Genomic DNA, 18,296 nt, shown 5'->3' on the forward strand with positions numbered 1-18,296 from the left:
ATTCTAGATGTCGCGCGGCGGAGGCACATCGGTGACCGGTTCGAACGGGTACTTGGCCTCGCGCAGGAGGGCGATGCATGCCGCTCGCACATCGTTCCACTGCTGCTCCAGCGCCTCCTCGAACCCGGCCTGATCATCATCCAACAGGCGGCGGATTTGATGATCAACACCGGTCAGGTGCAAATCGGTGCGCGCCGAATTCAGGATCTGGTGGATCCGAATCGTATAGGGGAAGCTATCGATCGCGCGCACGGCACTGGCCATGCTCTCGCTCGTGGAGAAGCCACGAAGCATCGAACGGAGCTCGACTGCTTTGAACGTGGTGCCGTCGATTTCCGGCAATGGATGTTGATCGCGACGCATGAACAACTGCAGGCAAGCGCTAACGCAGTCGCGGGCGATACGGTCACGAGTATTGTTGATCGGCATGTTGGCTCCTTCGGTTGATCCAAACATGGATCAAAACGACAGGGGCGCAAGATCAGTTACTGCCGCGGTGAGAGCTTCGAGCCTCACAAGTGGCGAAGCGGGTATTCGCGTTTTTGTCGGTAAATTTTGCTGTGCTGGCACTAGCCGGTAGCTATCCACACGCCGCGCGAGATGCTCAGCGGCCCTTGACGCAAAAGTATCGGCGCCAGTAGTGTCTTAGGTATCGCAACTTAGCCGAACCACGGTTTTGCAAGTGTTTTGAGGCGCTTCTGGAAAGTGGCGGAGAGTCCCTCCCTCTCCGCCATAATAATCCGCCATAATAAAACGGCTTCGAGAAAGCCCCGCAAAATCAGCCTGATGTCGTCGCCGCCCGCGCGGATTGCCCCGCCAGCACCGTCCGCGCCATCGCCACGAACGCCTGCGCCGCCGGCGACAATGTCCGTCCCTGGCGCTGCAGCAGCGATACCGGTCGCGTGATGGCCGGACGTATCAGTGGCCTTGCGATGAGTGTCGGAAACTGATCGGCAGGCAGCATCGTTGCGGGGAGGATGGCGAGGCCGAGACCCTGCGCGGTCATGGCAAGCGCGGTGTTGATCAGCGTCACCTCATAGGTCGGGGCGAGGTGCTTGCCTTGTGCGCCCAGCGCCTGATTGATCTGCATGCGGATCCGCGTCTCGCGCCGCATCGCGATCGTCGGGAATTGCGCCAGCTCGTCCCACGTCAGCGCGCGCCGCGCGGCGAAGTCGGCCGTGCGCCGGCCGATCGCGCTCAGTCGCCCGCGGGTCAGCGTCTCGATCGTCATGTCCGCGAATTCACCCTCCACGCTGCCGATCGCGAACTCCGCGTCGGTTGCGACCAGGCGCGGAACGAGATCGTCGGCGGCAACATCCCGCATGTCGATCTCGATGTCGGGATGGGCCGCGCGGAATTTTGCGAGCACCAGAGGCAGCAGCGCCGAGGCGGCACCGGCCGAGGCGAGAAACGCGACGCGACCGGCGCGCGCTTGCGCGAGGTCGCGCATGCGCCGTGACAGGCCCAGCGCATCGCCGAGCATCCGTTCGGCGGTGAGGAAAGCCTCATTGGCGGCCAAGGTCGGCTGCACCGAACGCGTGGAGCGATCGAACAGTTTGACGCCGAGCTGGGATTCGAGCTGCTGGATCAACAGGCTCGCCGCCGACTGCGTGATCCCGAGCTCGCGCGCGGCCCGCGTGATGCTGCGGGTGCGATAGACGCCGGTGAAGGCTCGCAATTGGCGCAAGGTGACATTCATAGGCAATACTCATGAATTGATGAGTTCTTTCTGGCTTATCTCATAAGCGAGCCTGCAATAAAATGCATGCTGCGCGGACGGAGAATCCGTGGCGAGGCAAGAGGAGTGGAGATGAGCATGAGGACACAGGTGCTGGTCGTGGGCGCCGGGCCCGTGGGATTGACCGCGGCCATGGATCTGGCCTCGCGCGGGATTGACGTCGTCGTCGCGGAGATTCGCCATGCCGGCGATCCGCCCAGCGTCAAATGCAATCACGTCTCGGCGCGCTCGATGGAAATCTTCCGCCGGCTCGGCGTCGCCGCAAAGCTGCGCGATGCAGGCCTGCCGGCGGACTTCCCGAACGATTGCTCCTACCGCACCACGGCGACCGGCATCGAGCTCTGCCGCATCGACATTCCCTCGCGCGCGCGCCGTTACAGCGCAACCGGCGGCCCGGACACCTGGTGGCCGACGCCCGAGCCGCCGCACCGGATCAACCAGGTCTATCTCGAGCCAATCCTGTTCAGCCATGCCGCCGCGCAGCCGCGCATCACCATTCTGGCGCGTACGGAAATCACCGACATCGAACAGGACGACGGCCATGTGACCGCACTGGCGCGCGACCTCGACAGCGGCAGCTCGCTTCGTATCGAAGCGTCCTTCGTGATCGGGTGCGACGGCAGCCGTTCCCTGGTTCGCAAATCGATCGGTGCCAGCCTGTCCGGCACGCCGGTGATCCAGCGCGTGCAATCGACCTTCATCGAAGCGCCCCAGCTCAAGGGACTGATGGGTGCACACAAGCCGGCCTGGATGGTGCTCTCGCTCAACCCGCGACGCTCGGGCACGACGGTTGCGATCGACGGTCACGACCGCTGGCTGATCCACAACCACCTCAAGCCCGACGAGCCCGAGTTCGATTCGGTCGATCGCGACTGGGCGATCCGCGCCATTCTCGGCGTCGACGAGCGCTTCGAATACCGGGTCCTCAGCAAGGAGGACTGGGTTGGGCGCCGGCTGGTGGCCGATCGCTTCCGCTACCGCAGGGTCTTCATCTGCGGCGACGCCGCGCATCTGTGGATGCCCTATGCCGGCTACGGCATGAATGCGGGCATCGCAGATGCCGTCGATCTCTGTTGGCAATTGGCGGCGCATCTGAACGGGTGGGCACCGGCCTCGATCCTCGACGCTTATGAAGCGGAGCGTCAGCCCATCACCGAGCAGGTGTCGCGCTTCGCGATGGATCATGCGATGAAGATGATGGCGCAGCGCGGCGGCGTGTCGGCGGAGATCGAGGACGACACGCCGCGCGGCCATGCGGCGCGCGCAGCGCTGGCCAAAGCGGCCTACGATCTCAACGTGCAGCAATATTGCTGCGCGGGTCTCAATTTCGGCTACTACTACGATGCCTCGCCAATCATCGCCTATGACGGCGAAACGCCGCCGGCTTACGCGATGGGCAGCTTCACACCCTCCACCGTGCCCGGCGCCCGCGCGCCGCATCTGTTCCTGCGCGACGGACGATCGCTCTACGACGCATTCGGAGCCGGCTACACATTGTTGCGGTTCGACCCGGCGATCGATGTGGCGCGGCTGCAATCCGCCGCAAGGGAGCGCGGCATCCCGCTCGCACTGGTCGACATCGCGCCAGACGAGGCGAACGGCGCCTATGCCGAGAAGCTGGTGCTGGCACGGCCAGACCAGCACATCGCCTGGCGCGGGCAGGTCGGTCCCGAGAATCCGCTGGGCTTGCTGGCGCGCATCACCGGCGCTGCGGCGTAAGGCGACTTGAAGCGGACGGTCTGGCGGCGCAGGCCGCCCGGTCGTGGTTCACAAACAAGAACGTACCGAGGAGGGGAACGTGTTTCACGTTGCAAGGCGCCGCATTCTGGCCGTGCTGACGGCCGCGACTTTCGCCGTGCTGCCGCTGGAGGCGAGCGAAGCCGCCTATCCGGAGCAATTGATCAAGATCATCGTGACCTTCCCGCCCGGTGGCAGCGCCGATACCGTGATCCGTGCGCTCGAGCCGTTGGTCTCCGCCGAGCTCAAGCAGAGCCTGGTGATCGAGAACCGCGCGGGTGCTGGCGGCAACATCGGCATGGCCGCGGTCGCGCAGGCAAGGCCGGACGGCTACACGCTCGGCGTCGCGCCGGCGGGCGCGCTGACGGTGAACCCGCATCTCAACTCGTCGATGCCGTTCGAGCTGAAGGATCTCGCGCCGATCACGCTGCTTGCGGAAATTCCCTTTGTGCTCGTCGCCTCTGCGAACATACCTGCGCACAGCACGGCGGAGACGGTCGCGCTCGCCAAGGCAAAGCCGGGTGCGCTGTCGATCGGACATGGTGGCAATTCGACGGCCATGCATTTGACGGCGGCGCTGTTCACGCAGAAGGCGGGCATTGCGATGGAGCTGGTTCCGTACCGAGGGACCGCGCCCGCGACGGTCGATGTCCTTGCCGGCCATGTCCCCTTCGCGGTGCTGGATATTCCCGCATCGAGGCAACTGATCCTCGAAGGCAAGCTCAACGCGATCGGCGTCTCCTCGGCGCGCCGCCTTTCATCCCTGCCAGATGTGCCGACGCTGGCGGAGACCGGCATTGCGGGTTTCGAATCCGTGGGCTGGTTCGGGCTGGTTGCGCCGGCCGGCACGCCCGCCGACATCGTCGCCAGGCTGAACGAGGCTTTCACGAAAGCCCTGAAGAACCCATCGGTGGTCGAGAAGATCAGGACCCTCGGCGCAGAGCCCGCGCCAATGTCGCCGGAGCAGTTCGGCCGCTTCATTCAAAGCGAAAGCACGAAATGGGGCAAGCTCATCAGCGAGGCCGGCATCAAGCCGAACTAGGCACGGCTTTCGCACCGCCCGGTGTGAACGCGCACAGCGTCACATCCGGGATTGGCGGGGTGCCAATTGTCGTGGTGTAATCGACAACTGGTGCCCCGCAACCAGAGCAGTGCCCAGTTGAACCTCCCATCGCCGCGGTCCGACCAACAGCATCCCGCCGGCTGGCAGGAAGTCAGGTGACCCACGACGATGTTCGACAGAACCTACCGGCAACGCCTCGAAGCTGATCTAGCGCAATGGGAAGCCGACGGCGTGATCGCGCCGGCGGCCGCCGTCTCGATCCGCAATGCGCTGCCGCCGCTCTCGCCCGGCGTCAACGTCGCGGTGGTCGTCGGCATCGTCGGCGGCCTGCTGATCGCAGCCGCATTCCTTGCCTTCGTCGCGGCGCACTGGACGGAGATCGCGCGGCTGCTGCGGTTCGCGATCCTGATTGCCGGCATGATCGTCGCGGGCGGACTCGGGGCGTGGTTCGCCGGCACGGGTCGCACGGTTCTCGCCGATCTCTGCGCCAGCATCGGGGCGATCATCTTCGGCGCGGGCATCGCGCTGGTCGGGCAGATGTATCATCTCGGCGACGACTTCGCCGGCGGCATGCTGCTGTGGTCGATCGGCGCGCTTGCCGCGGCGCTGCTGACGGAATCGCGCGGCGCGCTTGCGGTCGCCCTCGTGGCCGCCTCCATCTGGACCTGCATGCGGATTTACGATGCGCCGGACGCGCTGCATCTTCCGTTCGTGGCGGTCTGGCCCCTCGCCGCCGCTCTGGCCCTTGCGTGGAATTCCCGCGTCGCGGCTCACCTCGTCGCGATCGCGGTGCTTCCCTGGTGGATCGCGACGTCGCTTCGCTTCGAATTCGATGGGGCCCAGCCGTCATTCGTGCTCGCGAACGGCGCGGCCCTGCTGTTCGGGGCCGGGCTCGCGATCGCGGCCGCACCGTCGCCGAGGGCGCTGCGGCTTGGGAGCGTGCTGTCGATTTACGGGGCGTTTTCGCTGGCCGCCGTCGCTTTCCTGGAGGTGACGACGGTCGACGACATCATCCGCTTCCGGACCGGCACTGCGCCAGCTCAACCGCTTTGGGCAATTCTGTGCGGGGGCGCCGGCGTGATCCTTGCCCTTGCGTCCGCCGCAATCACCAGGCGCGCAGGTGAAGTTCTGGCAGGATGTTCAATCGGGCTCCTCCTGCTCGCGGCGCCGCTCTGGCCGGCATCCACGGCCGGCGAGCCCTGGTTCGCTTATGCCGCGCTGCTCTGCGCCATGCTGTGCCTCGTCGTGTCAGGCATGCTCGACGAGGTGCGTCCGCGGATCGTTGCCGGCTGGCTCGGGATCGCCGGCGTCATCGCCGGCATCACCTGGGCGGTGAAGGGCTCGCTGCTGCGCCGCTCGGCCTTCCTTGGGGCGGCCGGAATCGTGGCCGTCGCATTTGCAACCGCGCTCAATCGCGCGCTGCCGAGGACCGGGCGATGATGGAGATGGTCGCATCCGTTACAAAACTCTGGCAGCGCATCCCGAAAGCCGTGCTGTTCGGTGTTGCCATCCTGTTGCAATGCGCGCTGCTGGTCCTGATGGTCGCCGATCGCATGCAGGTCCTGCGCGAAGGCCGCGAGGTGACCTTGCAGACACAGCCGGTCGATCCCCGCGATCTCCTGCGCGGCGACTATGTCGTGCTGCGCTACGACATCTCGCAACTGCCGGCGGGCGCACTCGCCGGCAAGCCGGCCACCGAGCGCAATCCCACCGTGTTCGTCAAGCTGGTGCCCAATGCCAACGGGCTCTACGAGGCCGTCTCGGTGTCCGTCGAGCCCGTCACGGTCACGGCGCCCGAAATCCTGATTCGGGGGCATGTCGCCCATTCCGGAGGTACCTGCGGTCCAACCGGTCGCACCTTCTGCGACAAGCTGACCATCAAATACGGTCTCGAAAGCTATTTCGTGCCCGAAGGTGAGGGCAAGAAGCTCGAGCAGGCCCGCAACCAGCAGAAGCTGCGGGTCGTCGCTGCCGTGCTGCCGTCAGGGCGCGCGGCGATCAAGCGCCTGCTGCTCGACGGCGAGCCGGTGTACGAGGAGCCGTTGTACTAGCGGTCGATCTGTTTCGCCTTCAGCGCCCGCCGCAGCACGTCCCACACCCTGGGATCGCTCATCTGCGCCACGTTGAACCGCATGAGGTGCGATGCCGTCTGCGACACGCTGAACACGTTGCCCGGTGCGAGCACGACGTTCTCCTCGAGCGCGGCGCGCGCGACCGCGGTGGCATCCTGTCCGCCCGCGAGGCGGCACCAGAGGAAGAAGCCGCCGCGCGGCGTCAGCCAGGGCTCGATGCCCAGGGCCTGGAGCTTGCGTGCCACCTCGCGCCGGGCGCGCGTGAGCCTTTGCCGGAGCTCGTCCATGTGCTTGCGATAGCTGCCACCGGCCAAGACCCCGGCGATGATGTCGGTCGCGACCGGGCTCGGGCCGCCAAAACTGGTTGCGACCTGGAGATCGACGAGATGCTCGATCCAGTCGGCGCGCGCGGCGATGTAGCCGCAGCGCACCGAGGCCGACAGCGTCTTGGAGAAGCTGCCGATGCGGATCACGCGATTGAGGCCGTCGAGTGCGGCCAGGCGCGGCGAGCGTTCCGGCTCGAAGTCGCCAAAAATGTCGTCCTCGATGATGGTGAGGTCGTGCGCCGCGGCCGCGGTCAACAGCCGGTGCGCGGTCTGGAGCGATAGCGTCGCGCCGGTCGGATTGTGCAGCGCTGAATTGGTGATGTAGAGCCGCGGCCGCTCGCTGGTGAGGATCTGCTCGAAGCGCGCGATATCCGGACCCGACGGTGTGTAGGGCACGCCGACGATCTTGGCCTGATGCGCGCGCAACAAGGCCCGAAAGTTGAAGTAGCAGGGATCGTCGATCAGCACCGTGTCGCCGGGGCGAAGCAGGAAACGGCAGACGAGGTCGGTCGCTTGCGTGCCCGAGCCCGTCAGCATCAGCTGGTCGACCGACGCCTCGATCGCGTCTTCCGCAAGGCGCGTCAGTAGCAGCCGGCGCAGTGCGAGGGAGCCCGAGGTCGAACCGTAATTGGTCAATACGCTCGCATCAGTGCGGGCGAGTGCGCGCGCGGCGCGGCGCAAGGCCTCTTCCGGCATCCACTCCGGCGGCAGCCAGCCGCAGCCGGGTTTGAGCACGCTCTCGTCGGCATCGAGCGATTGCCGCGAGACCCAGAACGGGTCCACGGCACGATCGCGGCGCGGCTCGACCTCGGTCAACGCAAGCGGCGGCGTGACGGTCGGCGAGACATAAAACCCTGAACCACGGCGGGGGCGGATCAGGCCTTCGGCGGCGAGACGATCATAGGCCTCGACGACGGTGGAAGGCGAAACACCCATCGTCGCGGCAAGGCTGCGGATCGACGGCAGGCGGTCGCCGGCCCCGAGCGCGCGGCCCGCGACCTTGGCGCGGATCGCGCTCATCACGTCAACGGTCCGGGTGCCGCCCCGGCCCTTCGTTTGCGCGCCACTGTCCAAGGTGTACTGCCTTCCATATCCATACAGTTTGGCTGGATTGTACTGGATTGTGGCTGTTCTTGCCACCGGGGAAGGCCGAGTATCGCCGCCCAAGGAGCGAGGCGGACATGCAATCGGCGAGCAGCGGCTGGGGCAACGGGCTTCTCGGCGTCATCATCTTCAGCGGCTCGCTGCCGGCGACGCGCGTGGCGGTCGGCGGCTTCTCTGCGCTGTTCCTGACGTCGGCGCGCGCGGTCATCGCCGCGCTGATAGGTGCGGCCGTGCTCGGCCTGCTCCGTCAGGCGCGGCCGCAGCGAAACGATCTCGCCTCGCTCGCCATCGTCTCGATCGGCGTGGTGGTCGGCTTTCCCCTGCTGACGGCGCTTGCGCTCCAGCACATCACCTCCGCGCATTCGATCGTCTTCATCGGCCTCTTGCCGCTGTCGACCGCGATCTTCGCCGTGCTGCGCGGCGGCGAGCGGCCGCAACCCCTGTTCTGGCTGTTCGCGATCCTCGGCAGCGCCACGGTGGCCGGCTTTGCTCTCTCCAACGACGGCTCGGCGTCAATCACCGGCGATCTGCTGATGGTCGCCGCGATCGTCTTGTGCGGGCTCGGCTATGCCGAAGGCGCCGCTTTGTCGCGCCGCCTCGGCGGCTGGCAGGTGATCTCCTGGGCGCTGCTGCTTGCAGTGCCGCTGATGGTGCCGGTCACGATCCTGACCTGGCCGTCGACATGGAGCGGCATCGCTGCGCCGGCCTGGATCGGGCTCGCTTACGTCTCGATCTTCAGCATGTTCGTCGGCTTCATCTTCTGGTACCGCGGCCTTGCGATCGGCGGCATCGCGCGGGTCGGTCAATTGCAGCAGCTCCAGCCGTTCTTCGGTCTCGCGCTCGCCGGCTTGCTGCTGCACGAGCCCGTCGCATGGAGCATGATCGCCGCGACCGCGCTCGTGGTCGTCTGCGTCTTCTTCGCGCGGCGGTTTGCCTGAGGCAGTGAATCGCAATTCCTGACCAAGCAGGTGCGGGGCACAGATGCTGCGCCTGGTGCCATTGTCTTGTGACCGCCAACGTTGATCTAGATCAACGCCTGTTCCGGCGCGCGGTCTCTCATTGGATGAGGAGGGTTATTTCCCTCGTGCATCGCGCGCCATCTCGCGCTGACGGTATCAATGTCCGCATGGCCGGTATCCCCTGCTCGTTTTGCTGATGGGGCGGTGATCGGCCTCCTCGCTCGACTGACAGAAATCCGCCGATCATTGCCGGAGTGTCCATGGTCAATTGAATTCTCGACATCAGAGTAGTTTTAGGAGTGGAACTGGCTGCCCGCACCCGCCGGCAAGTTCGTTCTGATGCTGCGGATGTACTGGCCGAACGAGAAGGCGCCTTCGATCATCAACGCCAGCCGACTTCAATCGCCTACGCTCAAAGCTACGTTGATCTTCTCTCTTGTATTCAGGCTGCCGGCGTGGCGAACCCATCGCCCTCGGCACCTCTAAAGGGCGCAAGCAAGAATCGAAACGCGAAATAGCTTGGTCAGAAACTGGAACGAAGGAGGACGTCATGCGACACGGAACTCATTTTTGGTTGGCCGGCGCCGTCATTCTCTGCGCAGCGATGAGCTCGGTGGAGTGGTCGGAAGAAGCTGGTCTTTCAGTGTCGATTCAGAGCGCAGAGGCTCGCGTAGGACGACCAGCGACCCCGGCGAGTGTCGCTGGCGTTGCGCGTCGAACGACGCGCCGTGCCGTCGTCGGTGGAGCAGCCGTAGGTGCAGCAGCCGCAGGAGCTGCTATCGCGGCGCCAACTTGCACCCGCGTGCTGGTCAACGGCGCCTGGGTCTGCCGCTAGGAGCCCTAGCTTTCCTTGGAAGGTGATCGCGGCGACCACGCTCGTGGTCGTCGCGCGGCGGTTCGCGTGAGGTCGCCCCTCACGCGCCTCCCATCACGGTCTTTGTCAGCGTGCTCCTCGCGAACTTCTTCAGCGGCATCGGCTTGCCGAACAGGAAACCCTGCACGAAGTCGAAGCCGATCTCGTTCGCGGCGACGAGGTCGGCGCGGCTCTCGACGCCTTCGGCGATCGCGCCCGCGCCATAGCCCTGCGCAAGCTCGACGATGTGGCGGCACACCGTGCGCTTGAGGCGGTCATTGCCGCTGCCGGTGACGAAGTGCCGGTCGGCCTTCAGCTTGATGAAGGGGAGCCTGTCCCGGTCCATCAGCGACGGCCAGTTGGCGCCGAGATTGTCGATCGACAGGCCGATATTGTGCAGGCGCACTTCGCGCGCCACCTCGCCGAGGAGATCGAGGTCGCGGATCGCTTCCTCGCTGTCGATCTCGATCGTCAGTCCGCCGAAGGCCGGATGCGTCGGCATGCGACGGCAGAGATCGCGCACGGCCTGCGGCTCCTTCAGATACGAGGCCGGCAGGTTGATCGAGAGATCGACCGGGCTCTGCTGCTCCAGCAGATAGTGCCAGTCCTGCACGGCGCGCTCGATCACGAATTCCGAGAGGTCGCGCAGATGCGGATCGTGCGCCTCGGGAATGAAATAGGCCGGCGGCACCACGCCCCAGGTCGGGTGGCGCATCCGCACCAGCGCCTCCGCGCCGCTGCGGATCAGCGTCTTCGCGTCGATCTTGGGCTGGTACCACAGCTCGAGCCAGCCGGCATGCAGGGCCTCGCCGACATGCACGGCCGGGCTCGGCGCCGGCTCCTCCGGCAGCAGCATCGCGACGCGCTCGCGCAGCGTCTCGGCGGCAAAGGGCGTCGTCAGCGGCGGCAGCATCGCAAGGCCATATTCCTCGCCGACCTGCTGCACGGCCCTGACGATGATCGACTCGCGGGCGCCGACGGCGAGAACCTTGCCGTCGAAGGCCTCGCGCACCAGCGTCTGCAGAAATGTCCCGGGCTCGATGCCGTCCGCGGCGATTCCGAGCAGGATCAGGTCCGGCAATTCGCTCGTCAGCACGGTTTGCAGCTCCTCCGCGCTGGCGCACTCGGTCGTGACGAAGCCGAGATCCTCGAGCACCTCGGCGAGGAAAGCACGCAGATGGCGCTTGCCGTCAGCGACGCAAGCGCGCGGCGTTACCTTTCGCCGTCCGAAGGTCTTGGGCCTTCGTCCGGCGAGTTCGACAATTTGATCGTTCATCGCAAACCACTCCCGTTCGGCGACGGTGTTAGCGATGGGAGCAGTTTCAAATATGGAGGGCTTCAGTCGATTGTCGGATTATCTGGGTAACGTTAAAGCCCTCATCATTCCTAAAATTGTTCGGATTTCGTTCGAGAAATCTTTACGTCTGACCGCGTGTGACGGGCGCATGACACGGTCATCGCGAGAGATTTTTTGAAAGATGCTGCTGGTGCGAGAGCAAGGCCGGTGTCCTGCAATTGGACGACGCCGTTCGCGTTCCGCCCAATTGAATAACGACGGCCTCAATTGCCTGTGGCTTTGTCGTGCTGAGCCATGCCGACCGCCCTGTAGTCGTAGGTCGGATAGAACTCGGTGCGGTACGCGCCCCACGCGGTATCTTCGATGACGCGATTGACCTCGCGCAGTCGCGAGGCCGGCAGGCGCAGTGTGATCACCTGGCCGATGCCCATCATCACGTACCAACTCACGACCTCGATTCCGGGCGGCGGAAACGATTTGCGGAATCCCTGCTTATCGAGCTGCGCATTCAGCTCGTCGAGCGGGCGGGACTGGTCGTGCTTGAGGAAGACGGTGAGCAACACCGCGTTGTCGGCGGTCGGCGCGGCATTGTCTTGCGGCGGCGAGGTCTGTGCCATCGTCGTCGATGTGAGCGCCAGCGCGCCGGCAAGCAGGGCCGCCATCGTCAATGTCCGTCGGTTCGATCTCATCGCGAATTCCTTCCCAATGCGCATGCAGTGCACCGGAGAATAGGAGCGACGGCTGCGGCCGAAGAACTCATTTTCGCGCGATGCGCGCAAGTTCCGCCTCCGCTCGTGACGGTTCTGCGACAATGCGCGCGGCCGCGACGGCGCAAGTGTGAAATAGATCACATGCGGCTTGCTGCACCTGCGCTATTGCTCCAGGCAGCCGGTGGTGGGCTGTCGAGGATCGCAGCAATGACGACGCGGCGAATATTGTATTGGTGGTTCAGGTTCGTGCTGTCAGGGCGATTTCTCGATCGCTTCCTGTGCCTGCCGCGCGCGCATTGATTGCGCCGCCGGATGTCAGGTCTGTCCGATCAATTTGCGAAACGCTGCCGCGCCGTCCTGCACGGCGTCGCGTCCCTTCCAGGCCAGGTAGGACAGCTTGCCGCCGAGCGTATCGTGGCTGCGTAGCCGGCGCGAGCCGAGAATGTGTCCGACATTGGCCGGGAAGCGGCTCACCTCGGCGGCCACCAGCGCCGCGATCGCGTCCATCAATTGTTGGAGGCGGACGCCCCATTCGCAATGTTCGATGCCGTCGATGCGGACCTTGAGCGCATATTCGATGTCGTAGATCTCGGCGAGCAGGTCGCGCGCGACCAGCACCCGGTTGTGCCGGAGCGCGATCCTGAGAGCGAGGCGCTTGTCGTCGAGCCGGTCGAGCACCATGGCAACGACGCAGGCATAGGGCGTGGCGGCGACGTCGGCCGCGCTCTTGCTCGCGGCGGCCTTGGTGGCGAGGCGCGCCAATTGCCAGGACGTCTTCAGCCGCCGCGCCACCAGCGCCAGCGCGAAGGGCAGCGCCTCGGGATGGGCCTTCTTGAAGGCATCGAGCTGCGCGGTGATCTGGGCGACCTGGCCGTCGTCGAATTTCGCGATCTTCTCGGGCAGCTTTTCGTTGAACTTCGGCAGCGCGGCGCCGGCGCGCAGCACCTGCTGCATCTTCTTGACGTCGTCGAAGGCGCTGCGCGAAGCCGTGTACTGCGCGAGCTTGCCGCGGGCGAACTCGGAGCTCTCCGCTGATGCGAGGGTGTTCTCGAGGACCTTGACGACCTTGGTCTGGAAGGTCGACGCGATCTTCAGCACTTCCTTCGGGTTGTTGGCGGCGACCTGGTCGTTGATCGCCTTGATGTAGTCGCGCGCCATGGTCGGCAGCAGGTCGCGGCAGATCCACTCCCAGATCGGGGTGAGGGTGTTGCGCGAAATTCGCCCCATATTGGCGTGCTCGGGTGCACCGTCGATCAGCAGCAGCTCGAGCGGCGCGAAGAAATAGCGCGAGGGGCTGGTGGCGCGCGCCTGGGTCGATCCGTCCTTGCGAAACTCGGCGCGCAGGCGGGCCTGGACGTCGGCCGAGCCCGGCATGTCGATGCCGCACAGCTCGAGCCGCTCGAGCTCGCTGAGCAGACAGCTGCGTGAGAGCGGCGTCAGCCTCTGCAAGAATTCGGACAGCCGATCGATCTCGTTCATGGCACGCAATCTTCCGCAATGATTCCAGCAAGCCTACCGGCCTAATGCATGGAGGCATTTGCGCGCTCTCAATCGGATCTAGAGAAGCAAGTCGCCGTTAATTTATCCGTAAAATCCGGGGGCGGCGGACGATCGTCTGGGAGACGGCGGTTAAGGAGGCTGCGGCCCCGTTTGCCCGGGATTTGGGCGAAGCTCTCAACCCTTGCATGGTCAAGGACAGCTTCACGCAAGCATAAATTGTGCCGATGCCGGCGTTTTAGCGCAAAACTGCCAAAATCACCGTAGTCTTACGGAGCAGAAAGTTAACCACAGATCGGTCCGGGTTCCGCTAAACAGGTCACATGGGGTCACAGAACGATACGGCGACCGATTCGCGGCCGTCGGAATGGTACGAAAGCAGCACTGCTCCGGCTGAAGAGCTCGATTTCGTCCGCCTGAACGCCGCCCGTGCCAAGGCCGCCGACGAGATGGCCGCCGCCATCGCCCGCGAGCTCAACGGCCCCCTGACTGCGCTCCTGCTCTACATGGGCGAGATCAAGCATCACAGCGATCAGCTCGCGCCGGTTACCGGCGACCGTGCCTATTTGCAGCGGGTGGTGGAGAATGCGCTGACGCAGACCGAGCGCGTTTGCGGCCTGGTCAAGCAGCTTGCCGGTCCCCACAAGGGCGACTCGCCGGTCCCGCCCCGGATCGAGGACGCCGAATCGAAGGCCGCCCGTGTGCTGCAGCCGCAGCGCGTGCCGAGCACCGAACTCCTGGGCCTGTCGGGCCAGAAGCGGCTGACCAAGCGCGAGCGCGAGGTGCTCCGGCTGATCAGCGAGGGCTATTCGAACAAGCAGGGTGCGCTTCGGATGCAGATCAGTCCGCGCACGTTCGAGAGCCATCGCGCCGAGGCGATGCGCAAGCTCGGTGCGCGCAACACCGCGGACCTCGTCCGCGCGGCGCTGCTGCATTCGATCGATTGAGATTCTTGTCTTGCGCCGCCGGTGGCGGCGCGGGGCCGGAGCGGCCGATCGCGTTCAGAAATAGTCTTCGGAGAAGGGGCGCGCGCGCGAGATGGGGCGCAGCGGCTTGATCTCTTCCTTCGGCGCGTTCGGAATGATCGTGATGGTCCAGCGGGGAGGGATGCTCGATTCCTGCTCCAGCACCGAGCGCACGAAGCCAGTCACCGTCGACTCGCCAGCCTTCACCGTCGCCATTCGGCCGTTGAACTGTGCGATGCGGAAGCGACGGACCTCCTTCTGGTCCGCAGTCTCGTAGGTGAACATGGAAACCCTCCTGGTTTCCGGCGACTATCGCCAGCTATGATTAGCCATCTGTGAAAATCCCAAACCGTAGAAGTACGGCGGGGTTGCATCAGTCTCGTTATGCCTGCGGCTCCTGCGCGCGCGCGGCGGCGTAGGCGGCATCCATGCGCGCCAGGAGATCACTGAATTCGGCCTCGCCGAGCGTCTCCGCGGTCTTCTCCAGCCGCAGCGCCAGCGCCGCGAGCCTGACATAGCCGAACGTCCCGGCCGCGCTCTTCAGCGAATGCGCTTCGCGCGCGATTTTGGCGGGATGCTGCGCGAGCGAGAGCGTGCGGAACAGTTGCAGGCGTGCGCAGGTCTCGCTCCAGAACACGGCGCGCACTTCGCCGGCGCCGTCCTCGCCGATCTCGCGCACCAGCGCCGCGTACGCGCCCGGCTCGCGCGCGGGCTCGGCATCGAGCGCTCCCTGCGCTGGCGCATCGGTCATTTCAAGCATGGCTTCGCCTGCCCTGGTCACGGTTCGTTTGTCGCGCGGCGCGTCCGGCGCGAGGCTCGGCCCGTGTCTACGGCATTTGAATTTCAGTTCCGGTAGCAGGACGGCGGGTGTTTGCAGGCCGGCATTAGCCGCAGGTTTACCACGCGACGGCGCCGGTCAGCGCTGGCCGAGCAGGCGGTCGTACTGGGCCTTCACGGTGGCGTAGCATTCGCACGCGGTCTGGCGCAGGCCGTCCAGGTTCAGGATCTGGATGTGCCCGCGGCTGTAGTGGATGAAATTGGCCTGCTGCAAGGTATTGGCCACCAGCGACACGCTGTTGCGCCGCGCCCCGATCATCTGCGCCATGGCCTCCTGGGTCAGCAGCAGCCGGTAGTCGCCCGACAGATCATGGGTGTGCAACAGGCAGCGCGACAGCCGCGATTCCACCGGGTGGGCGGCGTTGCAGCCCGCGGTCTGCTGGACCTGCGCGTAAACCGCCAGCCCGTGGCGTGTGAGCAACGCCCGCAGGGTGCCGCTCTGGTCGGCCGCGATGCGCAGCCGGTCGAGATCCATCATCGATGCGACGCCGGGAATCAGCACGATCGCCGTGTTCAGCGCGCATGCATCGCCCATGGTCGAGAGCGTGCCGAGCAGGCTGTCGCGGCCGATCATGGCGACCTGCACGTGCTCGCCCCTGGCGAGCTTCACCACCAGCGAGATGACGCCGCGGTGGGGAAAGAACGCGCGCTTGAGCGTCTCGCCGGTCTCGACCAGCACGGTCTCGTGCGGCAGATCGACTGTGCGCAGGTACGGGCGGATCAACTCATAATCGTCCGCCGACAGCGCGGACAGGAAACCGTTGGATGGACGCGCCATCGTTTCCAAAGCTGCCTCCCGTCTCGTCAGGCAGGGACTTGCGAGAGCGAATTTGCCGATCCCGGCACGGGTAGGCTCCATCATGTTCCCGTCGGGATATATAGGCAATTGAGACAAGATGTCCGGGTGCGACGTCACCCTTGCGCCGCTGTGTGCACCTCGGCATGCAGATCGGCCGCGTCGAGCTCTCGTCACCGCGGCGCTCCGAGCAGGCGTGAATGGAGGGCCTTGACCGCCGCATAGCAGTCGCAGGACGTCGCCTCCAGCGCGGGAAGGTCGATGATTTCGATCTGCCCGCGGGTGTAGCGAATGATGCCAGCCCGCTGCAGTGCATGCGCGACGAGAGAAATGGCGTTGCGCCGCACGCCCATCATCTGTGCCAGCGCCTCCTGTGTCAGCGGCAGGATCGCGCTGTCGGAGAGGTCGTGGGCCCGCAGGAGCCAGCGCGCCAGCCGGGCCTCGACCGGGTGCAGCGTGTTGCAGAGCAACGATTGTTGCGCATGTGCGAGCAGGACCTGCTCATGACGCACCATCAGACTTCGAAACGGGACGCTCGCGGCGGCGATCGTCCGGAAAGCCGCGATTTCAAGCATGGAAGCCGTGCCGGGGAAGAGCACGACCGCGTCCGCCGGCGCGACGCCGTCGGCAAGCGCCGCGCCGCCGCCCACGACGCTGTCGCGCCCCAGCATCGCGATCTCGATCATTTGTCCTTCGGACAAGCCCAGCGTGATCGAAACGGACCCGCCGTGCGGGAAGTAGACGTATCTCAGCGCGGCGCCCGCCTCGCCCAAGACAGATTTCCTGACCATTTCGACTGTCGCGAGATGGGGGCGCAGCAGGTTGAAATCCGCCGCATCGAGCATTTGCAGCAACTGATTGGGCGGGGAGCCGCTCGCGGTCATGCAGGATCAATTCCGGCGCGTTCAATCTACGATCGACGCCGCGCCCGTTTCGTCGGTCAAGTTGCACGCAATAAAGCATATTGTACAGGTTGTGGCACTGTCCATATACCCGTTAGAGGGCAGACAGGCTGGCGCATTTGCGGCGGAAATAAGTACTGCGCGCTGATTCGCTCGGGAACCGTCGCGCCAGTCCTGCGAGGCTGCGCAGGAGAAAGCGGCAGGGGGGCCTTCATGAGCCGGGAGCACTGCATCCGCGCGGCGATCGGACGCCGGTCAGTCCGCGCAGCCTCGTCTATTGGACGAGTGGTTACAGCAACCGGACATCGCTCCGAATCATGGCGCCGCATGGCTGCAGATTTCGCATCCGTCGTTTCCGTTTTCCTGGCTCCGCCAAAGATGTTTGCGACCGTCAATTGTTCGATCCCAACCAGAGGAGAAAGGCGTGCCCCACGGTTCAATTATTGAATCGCCGAAACTGGAAGCTCAAACGGGGACAGAAAGTCTGCACCATATTCTCGTTGTCGACGACGACCCGATGGTGTGCATGGCCATCGAGGTCTATCTCCAGCGAAACCATTTTCGGGTGACGATTGCCGAAGGAGGCGAGGTCGGACTGCGCGCCCTCAAACACGAACATTTCGATCTGATGATCATCGACATCTTCATGCCGCACATGCGCGGCTTCGAATCGATCAGGATCTTCCACGAGCGGGCGCCCGCCATTCCGCTGATCGCGATGTCCGGCTACGCTTTCGCAAATCTGAATTCACCCGCTCCCGATTTCCTCCGGATGGCGCTCGAGCTCGGCGCGGCACGCTGTCTGCGCAAGCCGTTTACGCCGCACGCGTTGCTCGCCGCCATCAACGATTGCCTCGCGGTGCACCGTTCCGACGACGTTGCCTCGGCTGCGCGCCTCGGTTAGCGCGGCACAGGCCGTCGTGGCGGCGGGGTAAGCAATTGTTTACCACAACCGCGAGCCTTGCGGATCCCGGCAAGGCGCGACGCGATGGTCGCAAGAGCGCTCCCGATTGCGGGCGATCGGCTTCGATCCCACGCGGGCCGTGCATATCGTCTTTGACGAGCAGGACTTTTCGCGCGTGTCGTCTCGCCGTTATCGGCGCGTTTACCTAACGCTTCCTTTCGCGACGGTTCGGTGCCGGTTTTGCCGAAAATCGCTGCCGCATGCGGCCGACCCGCAAACTTCTCTTCAATATCCGTATTAGCACGGAGGATGAAATTAACGGGACCGTGAAAGGGGATGTCTAACGATCCAGCGCGGACTTCCGTTGAGGCCAAGCGTGGCTCAGGCGCCGAAGCCCAGCTCAGTAAGGCGTAGCTCATGGATGATCTGTTGCGGGAGTTTTTGACGGAGACCAGCGAGAGCCTGGACACCGTCGACAATCAGCTGGTGAAGTTCGAGCAGGAGCCGAACAACGCCAAGATCCTGGATAACATCTT

17 protein-coding genes are annotated in these 18,296 nt (G+C 64.9%); 7 read left to right on the forward strand and 10 right to left on the reverse strand.

The window, feature by feature from the left end; genetic code table 11:
* Positions 1-3: 3 nt before the first annotated feature.
* A complete protein-coding gene (locus BM118_RS28855) occupies positions 4-429 on the reverse strand; it encodes a hypothetical protein (protein ID WP_143099536.1) in 426 nt (141 codons plus the stop codon).
* Positions 430-778: 349 nt separating this feature from the next.
* Positions 779-1,699, reverse strand: a complete 921-nt coding sequence (locus tag BM118_RS28860; protein WP_092189669.1) for a LysR family transcriptional regulator — start codon at positions 1,697-1,699, stop codon at positions 779-781.
* Between the two features lie 117 nt (positions 1,700-1,816).
* Here BM118_RS28860 and BM118_RS28865 point away from each other — a divergent pair, with 117 nt between their 5' ends.
* The 4 genes from BM118_RS28865 (at position 1,817) to BM118_RS28880 (ending at position 6,589) form a co-directional block, all read left to right on the forward strand.
* On the forward strand, positions 1,817-3,457 hold the full coding sequence (locus tag BM118_RS28865) for an FAD-dependent oxidoreductase (protein ID WP_177234789.1): 1,641 nt from the start codon (positions 1,817-1,819) through the stop codon (positions 3,455-3,457).
* Between the two features lie 79 nt (positions 3,458-3,536).
* Positions 3,537-4,517 (forward strand): Bug family tripartite tricarboxylate transporter substrate binding protein, encoded by a 981-nt coding sequence (locus BM118_RS28870; RefSeq protein ID WP_177234781.1) that lies wholly within the window; start codon positions 3,537-3,539, stop codon positions 4,515-4,517.
* Positions 4,518-4,706: 189 nt separating this feature from the next.
* Positions 4,707-5,978: a DUF2157 domain-containing protein gene (locus BM118_RS28875; RefSeq protein ID WP_092189675.1), complete on the forward strand. Its 1,272-nt coding sequence runs from the start codon at positions 4,707-4,709 to the stop codon at positions 5,976-5,978.
* Positions 5,975-6,589, forward strand: coding sequence for a GDYXXLXY domain-containing protein (locus BM118_RS28880; protein ID WP_092189677.1), 615 nt, complete (start codon positions 5,975-5,977; stop codon positions 6,587-6,589). Before BM118_RS28875 ends, BM118_RS28880 begins: the two co-directional genes overlap by 4 nt.
* Here the strand turns inward: BM118_RS28880 and BM118_RS28885 are convergent.
* Positions 6,586-7,956 carry an aminotransferase-like domain-containing protein gene (locus tag BM118_RS28885; RefSeq protein WP_177234790.1) on the reverse strand — a complete coding sequence of 457 codons (1,371 nt, stop codon included), beginning with the start codon at positions 7,954-7,956 and terminating at the stop codon, positions 6,586-6,588. The genes BM118_RS28880 and BM118_RS28885 overlap by 4 nt on opposite strands.
* Positions 7,957-8,117: 161 nt before the next feature.
* On the opposite strand from BM118_RS28885, the gene BM118_RS28890 reads away from it, so the two are divergent.
* Positions 8,118-8,978 (forward strand): DMT family transporter, encoded by an 861-nt coding sequence (locus tag BM118_RS28890; RefSeq protein WP_092189681.1) that lies wholly within the window; start codon positions 8,118-8,120, stop codon positions 8,976-8,978.
* Between the two features lie 935 nt (positions 8,979-9,913).
* Here the strand turns inward: BM118_RS28890 and BM118_RS28900 are convergent.
* The 3 genes from BM118_RS28900 to BM118_RS28910 form a co-directional block, all read right to left on the reverse strand.
* Positions 9,914-11,128 carry an EAL domain-containing response regulator gene (locus BM118_RS28900; RefSeq protein ID WP_092189684.1) on the reverse strand — a complete coding sequence of 405 codons (1,215 nt, stop codon included), beginning with the start codon at positions 11,126-11,128 and terminating at the stop codon, positions 9,914-9,916.
* Between the two features lie 284 nt (positions 11,129-11,412).
* A complete protein-coding gene (locus BM118_RS28905; RefSeq protein ID WP_177234791.1) occupies positions 11,413-11,838 on the reverse strand; it encodes a hypothetical protein in 426 nt (141 codons plus the stop codon).
* A 336-nt stretch (positions 11,839-12,174) separates the two neighbouring features.
* Positions 12,175-13,338, reverse strand: coding sequence for a hypothetical protein (locus BM118_RS28910; protein ID WP_092189686.1), 1,164 nt, complete (start codon positions 13,336-13,338; stop codon positions 12,175-12,177).
* Between the two features lie 341 nt (positions 13,339-13,679).
* Here BM118_RS28910 and BM118_RS28915 point away from each other — a divergent pair, with 341 nt between their 5' ends.
* Positions 13,680-14,303, forward strand: coding sequence for a helix-turn-helix domain-containing protein (locus BM118_RS28915; RefSeq protein WP_092189688.1), 624 nt, complete (start codon positions 13,680-13,682; stop codon positions 14,301-14,303).
* Between the two features lie 54 nt (positions 14,304-14,357).
* Here BM118_RS28915 and BM118_RS28920 read toward each other — a convergent pair whose 3' ends face one another.
* The 4 genes from BM118_RS28920 to BM118_RS28935 form a co-directional block, all read right to left on the reverse strand.
* On the reverse strand, positions 14,358-14,606 hold the full coding sequence (locus tag BM118_RS28920; RefSeq protein ID WP_092189690.1) for a hypothetical protein: 249 nt from the start codon (positions 14,604-14,606) through the stop codon (positions 14,358-14,360).
* Between the two features lie 97 nt (positions 14,607-14,703).
* Complete coding sequence (locus BM118_RS28925) at positions 14,704-15,081, reverse strand: Hpt domain-containing protein (RefSeq protein WP_177234782.1); 378 nt, start codon at positions 15,079-15,081, stop codon at positions 14,704-14,706.
* 156 nt (positions 15,082-15,237) lie between these two features.
* Entirely contained in the window at positions 15,238-15,936 is a 699-nt protein-coding gene (locus tag BM118_RS28930; protein ID WP_177234783.1) for a Crp/Fnr family transcriptional regulator, read from the reverse strand.
* Positions 15,937-16,127: 191 nt separating this feature from the next.
* Positions 16,128-16,838 (reverse strand): Crp/Fnr family transcriptional regulator, encoded by a 711-nt coding sequence (locus BM118_RS28935; RefSeq protein ID WP_092189696.1) that lies wholly within the window; start codon positions 16,836-16,838, stop codon positions 16,128-16,130.
* A 502-nt stretch (positions 16,839-17,340) separates the two neighbouring features.
* On the opposite strand from BM118_RS28935, the gene BM118_RS28940 reads away from it, so the two are divergent.
* Positions 17,341-17,760, forward strand: a complete 420-nt coding sequence (locus tag BM118_RS28940) for a response regulator (RefSeq protein ID WP_177234792.1) — start codon at positions 17,341-17,343, stop codon at positions 17,758-17,760.
* The last annotated feature ends 536 nt before the right edge of the window (positions 17,761-18,296 follow it).

This window comes from Bradyrhizobium sp. cf659 (genome assembly GCF_900113725.1).
Taxonomy (GTDB): domain Bacteria; phylum Pseudomonadota; class Alphaproteobacteria; order Rhizobiales; family Xanthobacteraceae; genus Bradyrhizobium.

Excerpts from the sequence above, each read along its gene's own strand:
- BM118_RS28925 (WP_177234782.1), bottom strand. The coding sequence starts at position 15,081 with ATGCTTGAAATGACCGATGCGCCAGCGCAGGGAGCGCTCGATGCCGAG.
- BM118_RS28880 (WP_092189677.1), top strand. The coding sequence starts at position 5,975 with ATGATGGAGATGGTCGCATCCGTTACAAAACTCTGGCAGCGCATCCCG.
- BM118_RS28890 (WP_092189681.1), top strand. The coding sequence starts at position 8,118 with ATGCAATCGGCGAGCAGCGGCTGGGGCAACGGGCTTCTCGGCGTCATC.
- BM118_RS28930 (WP_177234783.1), bottom strand. The coding sequence starts at position 15,936 with ATGGCGCGTCCATCCAACGGTTTCCTGTCCGCGCTGTCGGCGGACGAT.
- BM118_RS28865 (WP_177234789.1), top strand. The coding sequence starts at position 1,817 with ATGAGGACACAGGTGCTGGTCGTGGGCGCCGGGCCCGTGGGATTGACC.
- BM118_RS28910 (WP_092189686.1), bottom strand. The coding sequence starts at position 13,338 with ATGAACGAGATCGATCGGCTGTCCGAATTCTTGCAGAGGCTGACGCCG.
- BM118_RS28915 (WP_092189688.1), top strand. The coding sequence starts at position 13,680 with ATGGGGTCACAGAACGATACGGCGACCGATTCGCGGCCGTCGGAATGG.
- BM118_RS28860 (WP_092189669.1), bottom strand. The coding sequence starts at position 1,699 with ATGAATGTCACCTTGCGCCAATTGCGAGCCTTCACCGGCGTCTATCGC.
- BM118_RS28920 (WP_092189690.1), bottom strand. The coding sequence starts at position 14,606 with ATGTTCACCTACGAGACTGCGGACCAGAAGGAGGTCCGTCGCTTCCGC.
- BM118_RS28900 (WP_092189684.1), bottom strand. The coding sequence starts at position 11,128 with ATGAACGATCAAATTGTCGAACTCGCCGGACGAAGGCCCAAGACCTTC.
- BM118_RS28885 (WP_177234790.1), bottom strand. The coding sequence starts at position 7,956 with ATGAGCGCGATCCGCGCCAAGGTCGCGGGCCGCGCGCTCGGGGCCGGC.
- BM118_RS28935 (WP_092189696.1), bottom strand. The coding sequence starts at position 16,838 with ATGACCGCGAGCGGCTCCCCGCCCAATCAGTTGCTGCAAATGCTCGAT.
- BM118_RS28855 (WP_143099536.1), bottom strand. The coding sequence starts at position 429 with ATGCCGATCAACAATACTCGTGACCGTATCGCCCGCGACTGCGTTAGC.
- BM118_RS28905 (WP_177234791.1), bottom strand. The coding sequence starts at position 11,838 with ATGAGATCGAACCGACGGACATTGACGATGGCGGCCCTGCTTGCCGGC.
- BM118_RS28875 (WP_092189675.1), top strand. The coding sequence starts at position 4,707 with ATGTTCGACAGAACCTACCGGCAACGCCTCGAAGCTGATCTAGCGCAA.